We start from the raw sequence: 16,169 nt of genomic DNA, 5'->3' as shown, positions 1-16,169 counted from the left end.
TAAAAAACGTTGGTCGCAGGCAATGCGACTCAAGCCCTAGAAGGAGCAAGTCTTATGACTCGCATACGTAAGTGGCTGCCGAAGCTCGCCCTGGTGGCGGCTTCGGTGCTGGGGGCCTCGGCATCCGCCTGGGCCGCCGACAAGCCGAATATCCTGGTGATATTCGGCGATGATATCGGGCAGACCAACATCAGCGCCTATTCCATGGGCGTGGTGGGCTACAAGACCCCGAATATCGACCGGATCGCCAAAGAAGGCATGCTGTTCACCGACTACTACGCGGAGAACAGCTGCACGGCCGGGCGCTCGTCCTTTATCACTGGCCAGACGCCGTTGCGCACCGGCCTGTCGAAGGTGGGCATCCCGGGCGCGCCAATCGGCCTGCAAAAGCGTGATATCACCATCGCCCAGGCGCTCAAGTCGCTGGGCTACTCCACCGGGCAGTTCGGCAAGAACCACCTCGGTGACCGCGACGAATACCTGCCGACCAACCACGGTTTCGATGAGTTCTTCGGCAACCTGTACCACCTCAATGCCGAAGAAGAACCCGAGCGCCCCTACTGGCCCAAGGACGACGCGGAGTTCGTCAAGGCCAACACCCCGCGCGGGGTGATCCACAGCTTCGCCGACGGCAAGATCGAAGACACCGGTGCCTTGACCACCAAGCGCATGGAAACCATCGACGATGAAACCACCGCGGCGGCCCAGGCATTCATCAAGAAACAGGCCGAAGCCAACAAACCCTTCTTCGTGTGGATGAACACCACGCGCATGCACGTATTCACGCACGTGCGTGACTCGATGAAGGGCCAGAGCGGCATGCCCGGCAACGAGTACGCCGATGGCATGCTCGAACACGATGGCGATGTGGGCAAGCTCCTGCAAACCCTCGACGAGCTGAAAATCGCCGACAACACCATCGTCGTCTACACCACCGACAACGGGCCGAACCAGTTCTCCTGGCCGGACGCGGCGACCACGCCGTTCCGCAACGAGAAAGACTCCAACTGGGAAGGCGCCTACCGGGTGCCGGCGATCATCCGTTGGCCGGGCAAGGTCAAGGCGGGTGAAGTGTCCAACGAAATGGTCTCGGGGCTGGACTGGTTCCCGACCCTGCTGGCCGCCGCCGGTGATGGCGACGTCAAGGACAAGCTGCTCAAGGGCTGGGCGCCGACGGCAGGCGGCACCAACTTCAAGGTGCACCTGGACGGCTACAACCAACTGCCGTACATCACCGGCCAGCAACCCAAGGGCGCGCGTAACGAGTTCTTCTACTTCAACGATGACGGAGCGCTGGTGGCGGTCCGCTTCGACAACTGGAAAGTAGTGTTCGCCGAACAGCGCCAGCCGGGTGGTTTCCGCGTCTGGAGCGAGCCCTTCGTGCAATTGCGGGTGCCGAAGATCTTCAACCTGAGGATGGACCCGTATGAACGCGCGGACGTGGTCTCCGACCAGTACTACGACTGGAGCACCAAGAACGTCTACCTCGGTGCGGTGGCGGTGACCAAATCGGCGAAGTTCCTCGAGACGTTCATCGAGTACCCGCCCAGCCAGAAACCGGCCAGCTTCAGCATCGACCAGATACGTGAAGCGGTGGACAAGAAAATCGAGGCGAAGATGAAGGCCGCACCTGCGGGCTAGCGGTAACACTGTGCTCACCGCATGGGGTGGGCACATTCTGTGAATCACTGGAGATCACTGTGGGCGCCGGCTTGCGTGCGCCCACAGGTTCCTGCGCTTACCTTGGAATTCGGCAATGACCTCACGCACCGCCAGCAAGCCCATTGATGTGACCTCGTCCGCCGCAATCCTCATTCCCGCCCTCCTCCTGTTTATCTCCGGCAGCGCCGCCCTGGTGTACCAGGTGCTGTGGATCAAGCAGCTGTCGCTGGTGGTCGGCGTGGAGGTGTACGCGATCACCACCGGGATCAGTGCGTTTTTCGCCGGGCTGGCCTTGGGCGGGCTGCTGTTCGGGCGTCTGGCGGACCGCTTTGCACGGCCGCTGTTGTTGTATGCCGGGATTGAATTATTGGTCGCGGTCTTCGGGGTGGGCGCGACGCTGGCCCTGGGCATGGCGGCTGAACCGTTCGCCTGGCTGGAGCAGCGCATCGGCCTGCTGGCTTGGGCGCTGCCGTTCCTGCTGGTTGGTTTGCCAGCCCTGCTGATGGGCGGCACGCTGCCGGTACTGGTGCGTTCGCTGAACATCGACGCCAAGGGCCTGGGCCAGGCCGGTGGGCGCCTGTATGCGGCGAATACCGCGGGCGCGATTGCCGGGACCTTGCTGACCGCTTTTGTGCTGATCGCGCAATTCGGTGTGCGCGGCAGTGCACTGGCGGCGGCGCTGCTCAACCTGGTGGCGGCGCTGGGGGCGCTGCTGTCGCTGCGTCACCCGGTGGCGGCGCGGGTGCCGCCGGCCCATCGCGTGCAGCCGGCGCGGCTGGCACTGGTGTTGTACGCCATCGCCGGGGGCGTGGCGTTGGGGTATGAAGTGGTGTGGTCGCAGTCCATCGTGCAGTTCATGAGCACCCGTACCTACGCGTTTGCCGTGGTGCTGGCCACCTACCTTGGCGGGCTGTTTATCGGCAGCCAGTTGATGGCCCATCGGGTGCAGCGCCTGCGCGATCCCTGGGGTGTTTTTGGCCTGCTGATTGCGGGCGCGGGGCTGGTGGCGCTGCTGGAAATCGCCTTGCTCGGGCGTTGGCTGGTGCTGCTGCAAACCCAGGCCGAGGCGTTGGTATTGAGCCTGGGCGGCAGTGAGTTGCCCGGGATGAGCGCGCGTTTTGCCGTGGCGGCGTTGTGCATCGTGTTTGTGCCGACGCTGTTGCTTGGTGCGGCGTTCCCCGTGGCCTTGCGCCTGAGTGTCGGCAACCAGCAGGTCGGGCGCGATGTCGGTGCGGTGGTGGCCTTCAACACCCTCGGCAGGATTGTCGGGGTGATGCTGTGTGGCTTTGTGCTGATTCCCTGGCTGGGGCTGGTGCGCACCCTGGGCCTGTTGGCCGTGGTCGCCGGCATTGTGGGTTATTTGGCCGTACGTCGTGGCCATGGCGTGAAAAAAGGCCGGCGCCAGGCCGTGGTCGCAGTGGCGCTGGTGTCGCTGGCGGTGGCGCTGCTGACGCCGGTGGACCGGCTCGCCAAGCTGCTGCCCGGCGCGCGCAATGCCAGCGTGGCGTTTTACCAGGAAGGACGTGGCGCGACGGTCGCGGTGGTCACCCAGGGCCAGGGCGCGCGGAGCTTCCAGCGCCTGTATATCCAGGGCGTGTCGAATACCGGTGACGCCATGCCGTCGCTGCGCTACATGCGCATCCAGGCATTGTTGCCGTTGTTGGTTCATAACGCCGAGCCCAAGTCGGCGCTGGTAATCGGCTTCGGTACCGGCATCACCGCCGGTGCGCTGTTGCGCTATCCGGGCCTGGAGCAGCGTGTGGTTGCCGAGTTGTTGCCGGGCGTGGTGCAAGCCGCGCCGCTGTTCAAGGGCAACTACAACGTCGCGAGTGACCCGGGCGTGGAGGTACGCCTGCGCGACGGTCGCCAGGAACTGCTGCGCAACCCGCAAACCTATGACCTGATCACCCTGGAGCCGCCGCCGCCCTCCGCCGCCGGCGTGGTCAACCTGTATTCCCAGGACTTCTACCAATTGGCGGCCACGCGCCTGGGCAAACAGGGCCTGCTGGCGCAATGGCTGCCGTTGCCGACGCAGAATATCGACGATTCCCGTGCCTTGGTGCGCAGTTTCCTCAACGTATTCCCGTACGCCTCGCTGTGGACCAGTGAATTCCACGAGATGTTGCTGGTGGGCTCCCGCGACCCCATCGAACTGGATGCCGAACGCATTCGCCAACGGTTTGCGCAACCCGGCGTCAGCAGCGCGCTGGCGGACGTCGGTATCGATTCGGCGGCCACGCTGCTCGCCACCTGGGTCACCGACCGCCAGGGTCTTGAGCGCTTTGCCGCCGATGCATTGCCGGTCACCGACGACCAGCCGCGCATCGAATACGCGCCATGGGTGCGCAGCCAGGAGATCACGCGGGTGCTGCCGGCGTTGCTCGACCTGCGGGTGCCGGCGCCGCTGGTCAACGCCGATGCAGCCTTCACCCGCACCCTGGCCGCCGAGCAGCAACGCCTGCTGCAGTTCTACCGCGCGAGCCTGCATGCCTACGACGGCGACCGCGATGCCTGGGGCCGGGATATTCGCGATGTATTGCAGCAAGACAGCGCCAACCCCTACTACCGCTGGTTTATCACCCCGTAAAACAGGTAATGTGCGCGCGATTGTTTAGGGAGTTGCACCGCACATGACTTGCTGGAATATCCTTGGCCTGCCGCCGGATGCCGATAGCCGCACGATCAAGCGCACTTACGCGGCGCTGCTGAAGAAGGCCCGGCCGGATGACGACCCCGAGGGTTTCCAGCGCCTGCGCGAAGCCTATGAGGCCGCGCTGACGTGGAGCGAGGAACCGCAAGAAGCCGACGAAGTCATCATCGAGACCCATGGCGAGACCTTGGCCGAGCGTTACCAGGCGGCGCTCAGTAATGGCGGCGCCCTGCACTTCGAAATCCACCTGCTGCTGCGCGACATCGAAGGCGACCTCAACCCCGAAGACACGCGCTGGGCCTTTGAAACGTTCAACTGGCTGACCGCCTGGCAGCGCCTGGAGTTGCCCGCCGAGCTGGTCGGGAAGCTCGAGCGCAAGCACCGCGCGGCCTTGCAGCAACCGCTGCGCGAAGCTCTGGAGCACAAGGATGAGACGGGGTTCCTGGCCGCTTATGCAGCGCGCGACGAGCACCCTTGGGTGAACAATCACCCACATGCCGAGTGGTTCAACCACTGGCTGGCGCGGCTGCTGGCGCAGAGTCACTACTGGTCGAGCGCCGTATTCGAGGCAGTCTGCGCCGGCCAGCACTGGCACGGCGGCGCGGGTCATGACTGCCCGGCAGACGAGTGGACGCTGCTGTTGCGGCGCCAGCAAGCGCCTATCTTCATGGCGCGCCAGCGTGCCCTGGCGGCCGAAGCCCCCAACACCCCGCAACAACGGGCCGCGCGGTTGCTGCTGGCACCGCTGAGCCTGGGCCAGCGGCGTGCCTTCGCCCAGCGCTTCAACGAACACGACTGGAAAGCCTGCCAGGCGCTCAGCGCCGACATCTACGCCGACCACGTGGCCGAAGCGGCACTGTGTATTTCTGGCAAGGCTGGGACACGGCGATGGACACCTGGCCGTGGATCGTCGCGCTGGTGCTGAGTTGCCTGGTCGGCGCGCTGGCAAAGGCCGAAACCCTGGCCGGCAACGTGGTACCGACGCTGGGCTACGGCGTGTTGTGGGCATTCGCCGCAGTAATCGGCGCCGGTGTGGCCTGGCAGGCCTGGCGCCCGCTGGCCCATCAGTACCGCGTGCTGGATGAGCAGCTCAGTCAACGCCTGCCCCGCTGGCTCAGCCCTACACACTTGCCATTGCTGCCGATACGGGACCTGGTGCCTGGACTGATCCTCGCCGCCACGCTGGGGTATGTCTTCAGCCCGTTTGCCAGCCTGACACTGGTGGCGGTGCTGGCGCTTATCGGCGTGATCAAGCGACCCTTGATGAACAGTCACACCCCGTGGACCGCGCGCAATCCGCGCTGGGCCGTACTGGGCATGGGACTGTTGGTGATCCTGGGGATTGCGCTGTACGCAGGCCTGGCCCTGCTCGACAGCCAGCACCGCGTCACCCGCAACCAGGGCCTGCAACCCTGGACCGAACGCCTGTGCAGTCGCATGCCGCGCACCGACGCCGCGTGCCAGGCCCCCGCCACCGAGGCGCAGTGGTATGGACAGGAGGCGACGCAATGAATCCGAAATGGCTGGTGCCTATCGGCCTGGTGCTCGGCCTGGGCTTGCTCGGCGTAGCCGGCGCCACCAAACCGCTGCAATACGCCCAGTTGTGGCTCGACCAGCGTGACAGCCCCTACACCGCGGCGGCCAGCGCCATTGCGCCGATCATTGATTGCGTAAACCGCGTCGATCGCGAAACACGCCTGGCCTACTACTTCATGAGTACCGGGCAGGAGGAAGTGCGCAGCTACGATAAATTCGGCGACCGCAGCGAGCCCGATGCCCGCTATATCCGCGCGTCGGTCTGCTCTGAGCTGTACACCCTGAAACTGCGGCGCCAGCAACCCGACAGCCCACTGCTCGGGCCCGCCGCGACCTACGCGGCCAGCCTGAACAGCTTCACCTCGCTGGCTGATCGGGTCACGCTGCCGGAGTGGACGTCTGCCGCACAGCAAATCCTCGTCGAAGCCGTGAGAAAACAGTATGCGTTGCAACTGGCCGAGAAAGGCCAGGACTACCTGGCGGCCTCGACCGCGCTGCGCACGCCGCTGGAGCAGGCCGACATGGCGGTGCGCCCGGCGCAGCTGGCGTTGATCGAGGCACGCTTCGGCCGGGACATGCACTGGCAGGTGCTCAATTACATGATCGCCGCGCGCCAGGCCGTGAACCAGATCGAGCAAGGCATGCGCAACGCCAGCCTGACGCCGCCTGCCGTGGCAGCCTTGGCCGACACCGTGCAACAGGCGGCAGACAGCGCCCGGGCCTATGTGCGTACCCATCCGGGCGACAAGCTCGACGAAGAAGCCCATTTTCTCTGGTACACCCTGAACGAGCCGGCCGACGCGTACCTCTCAGCCTTGCGCACGCTCACCCAACACTGGCACGAACACGCCCCACCGCAGCAACTGAGTGACGACTATTACCTCGTCACCCGCCGCTACGATGCCCTGCTCAGCTACTACAACAAACCGGCCAGGAATGCGTTTTAAGCGTCAGTGCTTTTTCAGCTTCAGGTAAGACTGATGCAGGTCCGATGCCCAGCCATCAATGACGCTTTTGACATCGTCGGCCTTCATCACCTGCGAGTCGTTCGCCAGTGGCTTGCCGGTGCCTTTGCGCACGACTTGGGCGAGCACCTTGCCACTGGCGCCGTCGAGGAACTGCGCCTCGGTGCCGAGGGTGGTTTCCTGGTCGCGGATGCCGGTGCCGGTACTCACCGCCGCCGCCACCAGGGCAACCGGAATGTACTCATACGGCTTGAGGGACTCGGTCTTGCTGCTTACCGCCGTGATCGCCGCACGCACCACTATCACGCCAGGGCCGGGGGCATTGGCCAGCGGCAACGACTTCGCCAGCTCACGCTTGAGCGCCTGGTTGTAGTAGGTGTTGATGCCATTGAGGGTGCTGTCCGGGATTTTCGCGGTGGCCTGGGGCTTGGGGTAGAACTGGGTCGGTTCGATGTACACCGCGTTATAGCGACTCAGATCCAGCTTGGGATCGACCCAGCGCATCACTTCGGCCCCCGAAGGCGACTGGGCCTCCTTGAGCTGGCTGTAGTCGGAGAGAAAGCCCGAGTACTCATCCGGTTGCGTGACCTTGCTGGCGCAACCGCTCATGGCGAGGGTTGCGATGCACACGGTGCTGATCATTAGCCTTAGTTTCATCATTGAACTCCCTGGCGGTCTTCGTCAAAACACTGAGCTGTAGGTATAGCCAATCCTGGCGAAATAGTGCTTTTTTCACCTGCCCGTTTGACAGGACTGTGGCCAGCGTCAAAGCTGCACGGAGCTTAAGCACGCCGTAGAGCGTCCATGCATCAAGACAGCGGAAGTCGGAATGCCCAAGCCCAAACCAGCACCTGTTGTACCCCACCGTGATTCGCCCCGTCGTTACCTGTACCCCGTGCTGATTGTGCTGCTGTTGGCGGCCATGGCCGGGATCTGGTTTTTCCTGCAGGCCAGCGCGCCTCGGTTACCGGCTCCGGCGCCCGTGGCGGCGACCAAACCGGTGGTCATCGCGCCCCCTGCGCAACTGGTCGACGAGCAGCAGTGCCAGGGCTGCCACCAGGCCCAGGCCAAGGACTGGCAAGGCTCGCACCACCAACTGGCGATGCAGCCCGCCACGCCGCAGACGATCCCGGCGGATTTCAACAACGCCTCGTTCAGTGCCGAAGGTGAAACCACGCGGTTCTATCAACGCGGCGATGAGTTCTGGGTCAACACGCCGGGCAGCGATGGCAAGGCGGCCGACTTCAAGGTGGCCTACACGTTTGGCATCGCGCCGTTGCAGCAATATCTGCTCGAAGTCGGCGACGGTCGCTTGCAGGCCCTGGGCGTGGCCTGGGATACCCAGAAAGGCCGCTGGTTTCATCTCTATCCAGGCCAGGGCGTCACCTTCAAGAACCCGTTGCACTGGAGCAAACCCAACCAGAACGCCAACTTCATGTGCGTGGAATGCCACACCACCGGCTACAAACGCAACTTCGATGCGCTCAACAACCGCTTTAACAGTCAATGGAACAGCCTCGGCGTGGGCTGCCAGGCCTGTCATGGCCCGGCCTCCAACCACCTGCAGTGGACCGCCAAAAACACTGATGCGGTGCACGCCGGGTTTGCCGTGGATTTGAAAGACAAGGACGCCACCGTCGAACTCGAAACCTGCGCCCGCTGCCATGCACGCCGTGCGCCGCTGGGCGATGGTTTCACCGTGGGCAAGCGCCTGATGGACGACTACCTGCCCAGCGTGTTGACCCGCGAGCTGTATGCCCTGGACGGCAAGATCAAGGATGAAGTGTTTGAGCACGGCTCCTTCGCCCAAAGCAAAATGGCCGAAAAAGGCGTGCGCTGCAGCAATTGCCACAACCCCCACAGCGCCGAGCTCAAGGCCCCAGGCAATGGCGTATGCCTGCAGTGCCATAACCCGGCAGGCAAAACCCCGATCGCCACGGTGGACGGGCGTGGCTTGCAGGCAAAAAACTACGAGTCCATCGAACACACGCGGCTGCCACCTGGGCAACCCGGTTCGTTCTGCGTCGATTGCCATATGCCCGGCAAGTTCTACATGGGCAACGATTTGCGGCACGACCACAGCTTCAGCATCCCCGCCGGCGCGCGGGACGTGCTGCGCGCTCCCAGTTACGCGGACAGCATGGCGCTGATTCGCGGGGGCCAGCCCGGTGCGGCCCAGGCACTGTATGACCAGCTGGCGCGCAGCAACCTGCCGGCGATCCAGCGCGCGACGATGTTGATGGAGTTGCCCAATTACCCGAGCGAACAAGCGCTGAAGCTGGCAACCAGGGACCTGGCCAACGCCGCCCCGCAGGTGCGCGAAAGTGCCGTGCGTGCGGTCAGCGCGTTGTTGCCGCCACCGGAGCGTGTCGCGCTGTATGGGCCATTGCTCAAGGATCCGGTGCGCGCCGTGCGCATCCTCGCCGCGCGCGATCTGCTGAGTGTGCCGGGACAGGGCCCGGCCTGGGACAAGGCCATCGCCGAATACGAACAGGTGCAGTTGAGCCTGCAGGAACGCGCCGAAGCCAACCTCAACCTGGCGATGCTCTACCAGGCCAGCGGCCGTGGCGACCGGGTCGAAGCGCAGTTGCGCGCCGCGTTATTGCGCGATCCGGACTTTTTCCCGGCATTGGTGACCTTCGCCCAGTGGCTTGAAGCCAATGGTCGCGCCGACGAAGCACGCGCGTTGATCGCCGAGCAGCTGGCACTGCACCCCGACGCGCCGCTGTTGCAGCACACCCAGGGCTTGATGCGGATTCGCGCTGGCGACACCGCCAAGGCCATGCCCTACCTGCGCCAAGCGGCACGACTGGACCCGGCCAACGCCCAGTTTGCGTACGTACTGGCCGTGGCCCTGCATGACAGCGGTGAGGTCGAGCCAGCTTGCGAGCAGTTGGAAGACCTGCTCAAGCGCCAGCCCTATCACCGCACTGCGCGGCTTTCGCTGATCCAGTACTACCTGGAAAATGGCCAGGAACCCAAGGCGCAGGCCGTGCTGCAAAGCTGGAAGGCGCTCAACCCCGGCGACCCGGCGCTGAAGTAGACACGTCCTCAGTCGGCACCGATGTACCGGCGAGGGCCGTGTGCTTCAGCCGCGTTCGCGCGGAATCAGGCTCTGCAATTGCGAGGCGAGGAAGTTGGCGTCGAAGGCAAAAGTGTCCGGGTCTTTCAGGCCGTTGGTTTTCTTCCAGATCCAGTCATTTTTATCCGCCGCCAGCACCAGCGACACACTGCCGTGGCGCGCAGCGGTCAGGCCCATCACGGCCACGGAAATCAAGCCGCCCACGCCCATCACGTCCGGCACGAACTCCACCGGTTTGCCGGTGATCTGCACGGTCAGCTTCTCGGTCTTGAAGGTCGAGGCCTCGACCGGCACGCTCGGTCCGCTGGCCACATAGGGCTCACGGTGAACTTCGAGCAACCCCACCTGCTTGACCGGTTCGAGCCACTGCTCGATCTGCCCGAACAACTCGTTGAGCTTGTGCGTCCAGCGCGCCGACTGCAGGTCAAATTGCTGTTTTTTGTGCGCTTCGCTATCAGCGTAATGACGAAGCATCTCGCCCAGTTGCTGTACATCGTCCATTGCGGATTTCCTTGGGTGAGCCAGATTGCGAAGCCTGATCATGGCAGATGCGGCCACTCAGCGTATGACTAAACACCAGCGTGAGGCGCGGCTCGTCGCTGACCGTTGGATCAACTCCAACCCAGGCGCCCCGGCCTCAACGTGGAATGCAATGAACGGTGCGGTTGACGTGCCAGCCCTGGGCTGGCGTTTCAGGGGCGGGATATTGCGCCACGGCTGATCGATGAACGGCGCGCCTGTTAACGTAAGCGCCGTAGTCGATATGCAATTCCTTCGTCTATCAATGGATCAAGCCTGCATGGAATAGGCCTGACCTCCATTAACAGCGCCAAAACGCTTACCGTCTACTGTTAGAATTAACAGGTTTATACCTGTCATGACGGTGTTGCGTGCTACAGGTACACACTGCAGCACGCGCAAGATCCTCGCCTGGGATTGAGGATTTCAGGAGATTCGCATGACGCCCATTGCGGCTTGATCAGGCCTGCAATACAGGTGTATCGAAAGAGGGATGCTCCGATAAAAGCTGACGCCACTCCATTCGAAACCAGGGAGTGAACTGTTCTTGCGATTCTGAAAGGCGCGCGGATATTTCGGCTCGTGTCCACCACTTGATCTCGCTGACTTCTTCAAGTGCCGGGCTGACCAAAGCGTCAGATTGCGCAACCAATACATGACAAAATTCGTGTTCCGCGCCGATTGAACCAAAGCGCGCATGGTACTCAAAACTGTATAAAAAACGGCACGAGGCCGTGACGCCTAATTCCTCACGCAGACGACGAGCTGCGGCATCCAGGATAGTCTCTCCCGGAGCCGGATGACTGCAGCACGCATTCGACCAGAACCCTGGCCAGAGCATTTTTCCGGCGGCACGACGCTGAAGTAGATGACGCCCATCGCTGTCGATCAGGTGCACTGAAAATGCGCGATGAAGCTTTCCCGCTCCCAGGTGTGCTGTGCGTTTGTCACACACTCCGATCTGTACATCCTGAGCGTCAACTAACACTACATCATTGTTCATTGTGCATTCCCTTCCGTGCAATTACGCATGCCCTCCCCCGCACACTGCTTTCAGTGCGCGAGGTTTACTCAGGTAAGGGGACTTGCCCCCAGGCGCTGACGAACGTCAGCGCTGCCTCGTCGAACCCTGGATCGGCACGCAGGCGGGCCATGGCGTCAAGGTCGTCTTGAGTGAGTAACGCCAGTTTCAGCAGCGCCGGTCCAGCCTGGGCGGTGGTTGCAGCCCAAAAGGCATCGGCGAGGCTGTTGTCACCGATTCGACCTTCGAGGGTACGTTGCCCAACGCTGGAGAGTCCCCGAGCACGTAATCCAGCGGCAAGCGTATCAGCCCAGCGCATGTTGGAACCGATGGTCTGCTCCAGGAGGGTGACTCCGGCCTCGGCTACTTTTCGAAACAGCGGGTTCGCAGTGCTCAAGCTCGGTTGCAGACTCACGTCTTCGATCACCAACCAACCGCCCGGGCGGACCCAGGTTGCGGCTCGCGTCAAGATTTCTTCGCGTTCGCTGAGGTGACACAGCAGCGCCCGAGCATGCACCACGTCAAAGGAGGCAGCAGGAAAACCATCAGTCGCCGCATTGTGGGTCAGCACCCGAATGCCGGGAATATCGGCCAGGAATCGGGTGTCGATGTCAGTGGCGGTGACCGTCGCGTCGAGATATCGCTTGCTCAGCCATCTCGCGAAGGATCCGGCACCGGCGCCGAGATCGAGGATGGCAGACGTGTGCGTAAGATCCAACTGATTAAAAACCTCCTCGCTCAAGGGGTCAAAGGCACGCTCCAGGGTGCGTAAACGGGCCAATTGGCCTGCGTGCTGATCGGCAAGATAACTGCTGGTGTAGCCGGCTTCCTCAGTGAAGTCAGTAGTACTCATAGTGTGACCTCCAGGTGCCCAGGGCATCGATTGAGGAATCCGTGCTCGGTAGGCTTGAACCCAGGAGCCCAGCGCAGGTTTGGAAAGGCCTGTAGCAGCATGCGAGCGCTGATCGTGATCTCCATCCGTGCCAGCATTGAGCCCAGACAGAAGTGGCGCCCCGCGCCAAAGGCGAAATGGCTGGCTGCGTGTTCGGTGCGCGACATGTTGAAAGTGTCCGGATCGGTGAATTGGTCTGGGTCACGGTTGGCCGAGCCGATCAGACAGGCCAGGGTCGCTCCGGCAGGAATCGTTCCCGACGGCAGCTCCAGCGATTCACGGGCCTCCCGCAGTACTAGTTGCAAAGGCGGGTTGCGTCGCAGGGTTTCGGCGAGCGCATTATCCATCAGCTCTGGATTGGCCATCACCGCGTCTTTGACACCCGGCTCGTTCAGCAGGTTGACAATCAGATTCGCCAGCGCACCGTGACTGGTCTCGCTACCCGCCGTCATCAGGATCGCACAGTAGGACCGGACGAACGTCTCCGACAACGGCTTGCCGTCGATCTGAGCCGCCAGGAGCTGCGAAATCAAATCATCTGAGGGTTCAGAACGGCGGGCGTCGATGTGTGGCTGGATGAAGTCGTAGAAACTGTCTCGGTTGGATAACCCACCGGTCAACAGTGCCGGGTCCTGTCGATAGTTGCCCATATAAGCAAAGCCCACGGCACACCAACGTTTAAGCCGCTCCACTTCCTCGCGGGTTTCAGCCGGGAGACCCAGTGCGCGAGCCATCACCCGCACGGGCAGTGCCGCGGTGAAATCGGCAATGAGGTCCACCTGACGTCGACCCTGCATTTGCGCCAGAAGGTCTGTGGTTACCGCGATGATGGAGGTCTCAAGCGCCGCGAGGGCATTGCTGCGAAACGATGGACTCAGCAACGCTCGGTGCTGAGCGTGCTCGCATCCGTCCATAGTGACAATTGTGTGTCCCAGCAACGGTCCAATCTGCCAACTGTAGTTGTTGTTGCTCGCCCCAGGATGGGTCAGCGCCGCCTTCACATCCACATATCGACTGACCAGCCACACATCGGTGGGCTCGTCGTAAACGATCGGTAACGAGGTACGCAAACGCTCATACAATGGGTACGGGTCGACTTCGAATTGACGGGATTTAAGAGTCGGCGGGGTCAGTTTCAGATCCACTTGCCGGTTATCCTGTGCCGAAGCGTCGGCAGCTTGCAGGTGATAGCGAGAAACGCTCCGGTGCCAGTCACCCGCCGCCCGGACAACCTGGCGCAGCCGATCCGGGTCAGTCGCGGCGGACCGCCGATGATTCGCAGGCTGGGCGGCGACCGCGGTGAACTGCGCAACCGCCGTGTTCACCATCTGATGGGCCGATTCAATCGCGGCAGGCCAGTCCAGGCTTCTGGTATCGGCAAGGATCGACACCAGGTTGAAGCGCTCACCACACACCACATCTTTGGCAATCGAATGGATGTCGTTCGTCCAGGCAATTATATCGGCAGCGTGCTCACGCAGCGTGTTCCACCATTCGGTGTCCGCTGCATCCGCGTACGGATCGAGCGTTTCAGCCGCATCGATGAGATCAAAGAAGAACAGTGCGCCGAAAGAGTTACGGCGCAAAGGCAGGTACTCGGCCAACGTGAGCGCCGTGCCGGTTTCCCGCACGCGGACCAGCGTCGCCTGCGCTCGCAGATGTTGGATCAAATGCCGCACGAGCCTATTTCGCCAATGGTCGCTCCCCAAGCGCTGGGTCTGAGGCCACAGGTCATCGACCAGAACACTGAGCATCGGGTCATCGAAGCGGCTGGTTTCAGCTGCAGGATCAGCCTCGCAACCGTCGGTCAAAGCCTGTACTGCGGTGATGAAACGATCCAGTGCACCTTTTTCCGCCCAAGGGCCATCATCGATTCGGTCATCGAGGATCAGCGCCCACAGGTACCAGCAGACCAGAATCTCGGCTTGTGGCGTGGGCGCCCTTCCGCACAGCGCAATGCCCAGTTCGAGCAGCGCAGTGGTACTCAACCGATGCGCACCGCGGCGTCCGATCAAGCCATACCGCTGCGCCCAGGCGAGAGCATGTGCACGCAACGGCTCACGGTCGGAACGCGGTGGCGGACCAGCGAAAGGCAGATGGATTTCGGGAATAATGAGCGGTGTCGGTGATAAGTGATCGCGTTGGCCGGTGCCGGGATCGCCTTCGCAGGGTTGCGATGCCATGAGGGATTCCTCCTGAATCAACTTTTTATAAGATTGGGCTCCGGCTGCAACGCCTGCCGTCACGACGAAGCAGAATAGATCGTAGTTTCTTCAACCGGCCTGATCTTACTTGAAGCTAATCTCTTGAAATGTGGGCATTGCCTTAAGTCGACCCGGACAATGCCTCTCAGAGTGTGGGGGGGTGAACCGCCATCCCTACTCCTCCCGTCCCAGCGGTCTGGCAGGTTTATTGATTGCTCGCCACTGCTGATTAGATACGCGCATTGATTCGAAATATACTGTCATTTCTTACAGGTATGGACGAGTCCCCCAGCACGCTGGCTGCGGTCGGCAAACGCCGTTGTTTGAACTGCTATGGTGAATGAGTTGGCAACTGCGTATGACTATTCGGCAGCCGCTGGGTAAGGTGAAGCGACTTTCCTTGTCAGGAGCATCGCATGCGCACTATCGGCCTTATCGGCGGCATGAGCTGGGAGTCCAGCGCCGAGTACTACCGCATCATCAACCAGCGCGTGCGCGACCAGCTCGGCCCGCTGCGCTCGGCGCAACTGTTGATGTACAGCGTGGATTTCGGCCCGATGGAACAAGCCCAGCATGCCGGGCGCTGGGATGACGCCGCGCTGATCCTCGAAGATGCCGCGCTTCGCCTGCAGGCCGGGGGCGCCGAGTGTGTGGTGTTGTGTACCAACACCATGCATTTGGTCGCGCCGCGCATCGAGGCGGCGGTGTCGATTCCCTTCCTGCATATCGCCGATGCGGCCGGCGCCGCTGCCGTGGCCGCCGGCACGCTGACCGTCGGCTTGCTCGGCACGGCGTTCACCATGGAGCGGGACTTTCTCAAGGCGCGCCTAGCCGCCCAGGGCCTGACCGTGCTGGTGCCGGACGCCGACGAGCGCCAGGCCGTGCACCGGATCATCTATGACGAATTGTGTGTCGGCGTGATCAGCGATGCGTCGCGCGCGGTCTACCTGCGGGTGATCGAAGGCCTGGCCGCACGGGGCGCCCAGGCGATCATCCTCGGTTGCACGGAAATCAGCCTGCTGGTCAAGCCCGAGCACAGCACGCTGCCGCTGCTGGACACCACCGAGCTGCATGCGCAGGCTGCGGTGGCGTTTGCACTGCAGGATTAAGCCGATTGGCGCAGGCGCGCCATGCTCAAGGTGTCGACAAAAACACCGTCACGCAGGGCGTAGTCGCGCATGCGCCCTTCGACTTCGAAGCCGAACTTGCGATACAGGTGATGCGCGGCTTCGTTGTCGGCGTACACCGTCAGTTCCACCCGGCGCAGGTTCATCCAGTTGTCGGCCACGTCCAGCGCGGCGGCCAACAAGCGCGAACCGACGCCCTTGCCCTGCCAGGCCGGCGCCACGCCCATGCCGAACGAGCCGACATGCGCACGGCGCACGCGCGGGTACTGTTCCAGGCCCAGCTGGCCAATAACCTCGCCGCCGTGCACGGCGACCAGTTGTAGCCGGCGCTCATTGTCGGTGACCAGCTTGTTGCGCCAGGCCTCTACCGACTGAAACGGCATCTGCAGCACCTGTCGGCACACGGCCGGATCGTTATAGAGCGCAGCCACGCCTTCGAGGTGGGTTTCGCCAAAGCGCTGGATCACGATATGCGGTTCAGGGGCGTGCATGGTGTTTCATCCTTTGAAAG

The 16,169-nt window shown here is 62.7% G+C and carries 13 protein-coding genes; 7 read left to right on the top strand and 6 right to left on the bottom strand.

Annotated elements, in window-relative coordinates:
- Positions 1 to 54 precede the first annotated feature (54 nt).
- The 5 genes from AC07SI_RS04225 to AC07SI_RS04205 all read left to right on the top strand — a co-directional run bounded on the left by AC07SI_RS04225 (position 55) and on the right by AC07SI_RS04205 (position 6,795).
- A complete protein-coding gene (locus AC07SI_RS04225; protein WP_495005188.1) occupies positions 55 to 1,641 on the top strand; it encodes an arylsulfatase in 1,587 nt (528 codons plus the stop codon).
- Between the two features lie 115 nt (positions 1,642 to 1,756).
- Complete coding sequence (locus AC07SI_RS04220) at positions 1,757 to 4,249, top strand: spermidine synthase (protein ID WP_495005187.1); 2,493 nt, start codon at positions 1,757 to 1,759, stop codon at positions 4,247 to 4,249.
- Positions 4,250 to 4,292: 43 nt separating this feature from the next.
- A complete protein-coding gene (locus AC07SI_RS04215) occupies positions 4,293 to 5,237 on the top strand; it encodes a J domain-containing protein (protein ID WP_495005186.1) in 945 nt (314 codons plus the stop codon).
- The gene (locus tag AC07SI_RS04210; RefSeq protein ID WP_495005185.1) at positions 5,201 to 5,824 is read left to right on the top strand and encodes a hypothetical protein; all 624 of its coding nucleotides are present in this window, start codon (positions 5,201 to 5,203) and stop codon (positions 5,822 to 5,824) included. Before AC07SI_RS04215 ends, AC07SI_RS04210 begins: the two co-directional genes overlap by 37 nt.
- Entirely contained in the window at positions 5,821 to 6,795 is a 975-nt protein-coding gene (locus AC07SI_RS04205; RefSeq protein WP_106803807.1) for a DUF3829 domain-containing protein, read from the top strand. The genes AC07SI_RS04210 and AC07SI_RS04205 overlap by 4 nt, the downstream gene beginning before the upstream one ends.
- A gap of 3 nt (positions 6,796 to 6,798) precedes the next feature.
- Here the strand turns inward: AC07SI_RS04205 and AC07SI_RS04200 are convergent, their stop codons facing one another.
- The gene (locus AC07SI_RS04200) at positions 6,799 to 7,470 is read right to left on the bottom strand and encodes a DUF3313 domain-containing protein (RefSeq protein ID WP_120448650.1); all 672 of its coding nucleotides are present in this window, start codon (positions 7,468 to 7,470) and stop codon (positions 6,799 to 6,801) included.
- A gap of 172 nt (positions 7,471 to 7,642) precedes the next feature.
- Between AC07SI_RS04200 and AC07SI_RS04195 the strand changes: the two genes are divergently transcribed.
- A complete protein-coding gene (locus tag AC07SI_RS04195; protein ID WP_495005184.1) occupies positions 7,643 to 9,856 on the top strand; it encodes a tetratricopeptide repeat protein in 2,214 nt (737 codons plus the stop codon).
- A gap of 45 nt (positions 9,857 to 9,901) precedes the next feature.
- On the opposite strand, the gene AC07SI_RS04190 is transcribed toward AC07SI_RS04195, so the two are convergent.
- From AC07SI_RS04190 to AC07SI_RS04175, 4 genes are all read right to left on the bottom strand, one after another.
- A complete protein-coding gene (locus AC07SI_RS04190; RefSeq protein WP_213553178.1) occupies positions 9,902 to 10,396 on the bottom strand; it encodes a hypothetical protein in 495 nt (164 codons plus the stop codon).
- A gap of 478 nt (positions 10,397 to 10,874) precedes the next feature.
- The gene (idi, locus tag AC07SI_RS04185) at positions 10,875 to 11,417 is read right to left on the bottom strand and encodes an isopentenyl-diphosphate Delta-isomerase (protein WP_083221412.1); all 543 of its coding nucleotides are present in this window, start codon (positions 11,415 to 11,417) and stop codon (positions 10,875 to 10,877) included.
- A 64-nt stretch (positions 11,418 to 11,481) separates the two neighbouring features.
- Positions 11,482 to 12,288 carry a class I SAM-dependent methyltransferase gene (locus AC07SI_RS04180; RefSeq protein ID WP_495005183.1) on the bottom strand — a complete coding sequence of 269 codons (807 nt, stop codon included), beginning with the start codon at positions 12,286 to 12,288 and terminating at the stop codon, positions 11,482 to 11,484.
- Complete coding sequence (locus AC07SI_RS04175) at positions 12,285 to 14,510, bottom strand: cytochrome P450 (RefSeq protein ID WP_495005182.1); 2,226 nt, start codon at positions 14,508 to 14,510, stop codon at positions 12,285 to 12,287. Before AC07SI_RS04175 ends, AC07SI_RS04180 begins: the two co-directional genes overlap by 4 nt.
- Before the next feature lie 437 nt (positions 14,511 to 14,947).
- Between AC07SI_RS04175 and AC07SI_RS04170 the strand changes: the two genes are divergently transcribed.
- Positions 14,948 to 15,640: an aspartate/glutamate racemase family protein gene (locus AC07SI_RS04170; protein WP_106803801.1), complete on the top strand. Its 693-nt coding sequence runs from the start codon at positions 14,948 to 14,950 to the stop codon at positions 15,638 to 15,640.
- Here AC07SI_RS04170 and AC07SI_RS04165 read toward each other — a convergent pair.
- A complete protein-coding gene (locus tag AC07SI_RS04165; protein WP_065905411.1) occupies positions 15,637 to 16,149 on the bottom strand; it encodes a GNAT family N-acetyltransferase in 513 nt (170 codons plus the stop codon). The two genes, AC07SI_RS04170 and AC07SI_RS04165, sit on opposite strands and share 4 nt — an antisense overlap.
- Between the last annotated feature and the right edge of the window lie 20 nt (positions 16,150 to 16,169).

The sequence above is a fragment of the Pseudomonas sp. GW821-FHT05D12 genome (genome assembly GCF_059419825.1).
The sequence above is the reverse complement of the archived record's forward strand: the minus strand, read 5'-3'. Positions and strand labels throughout refer to the sequence as shown.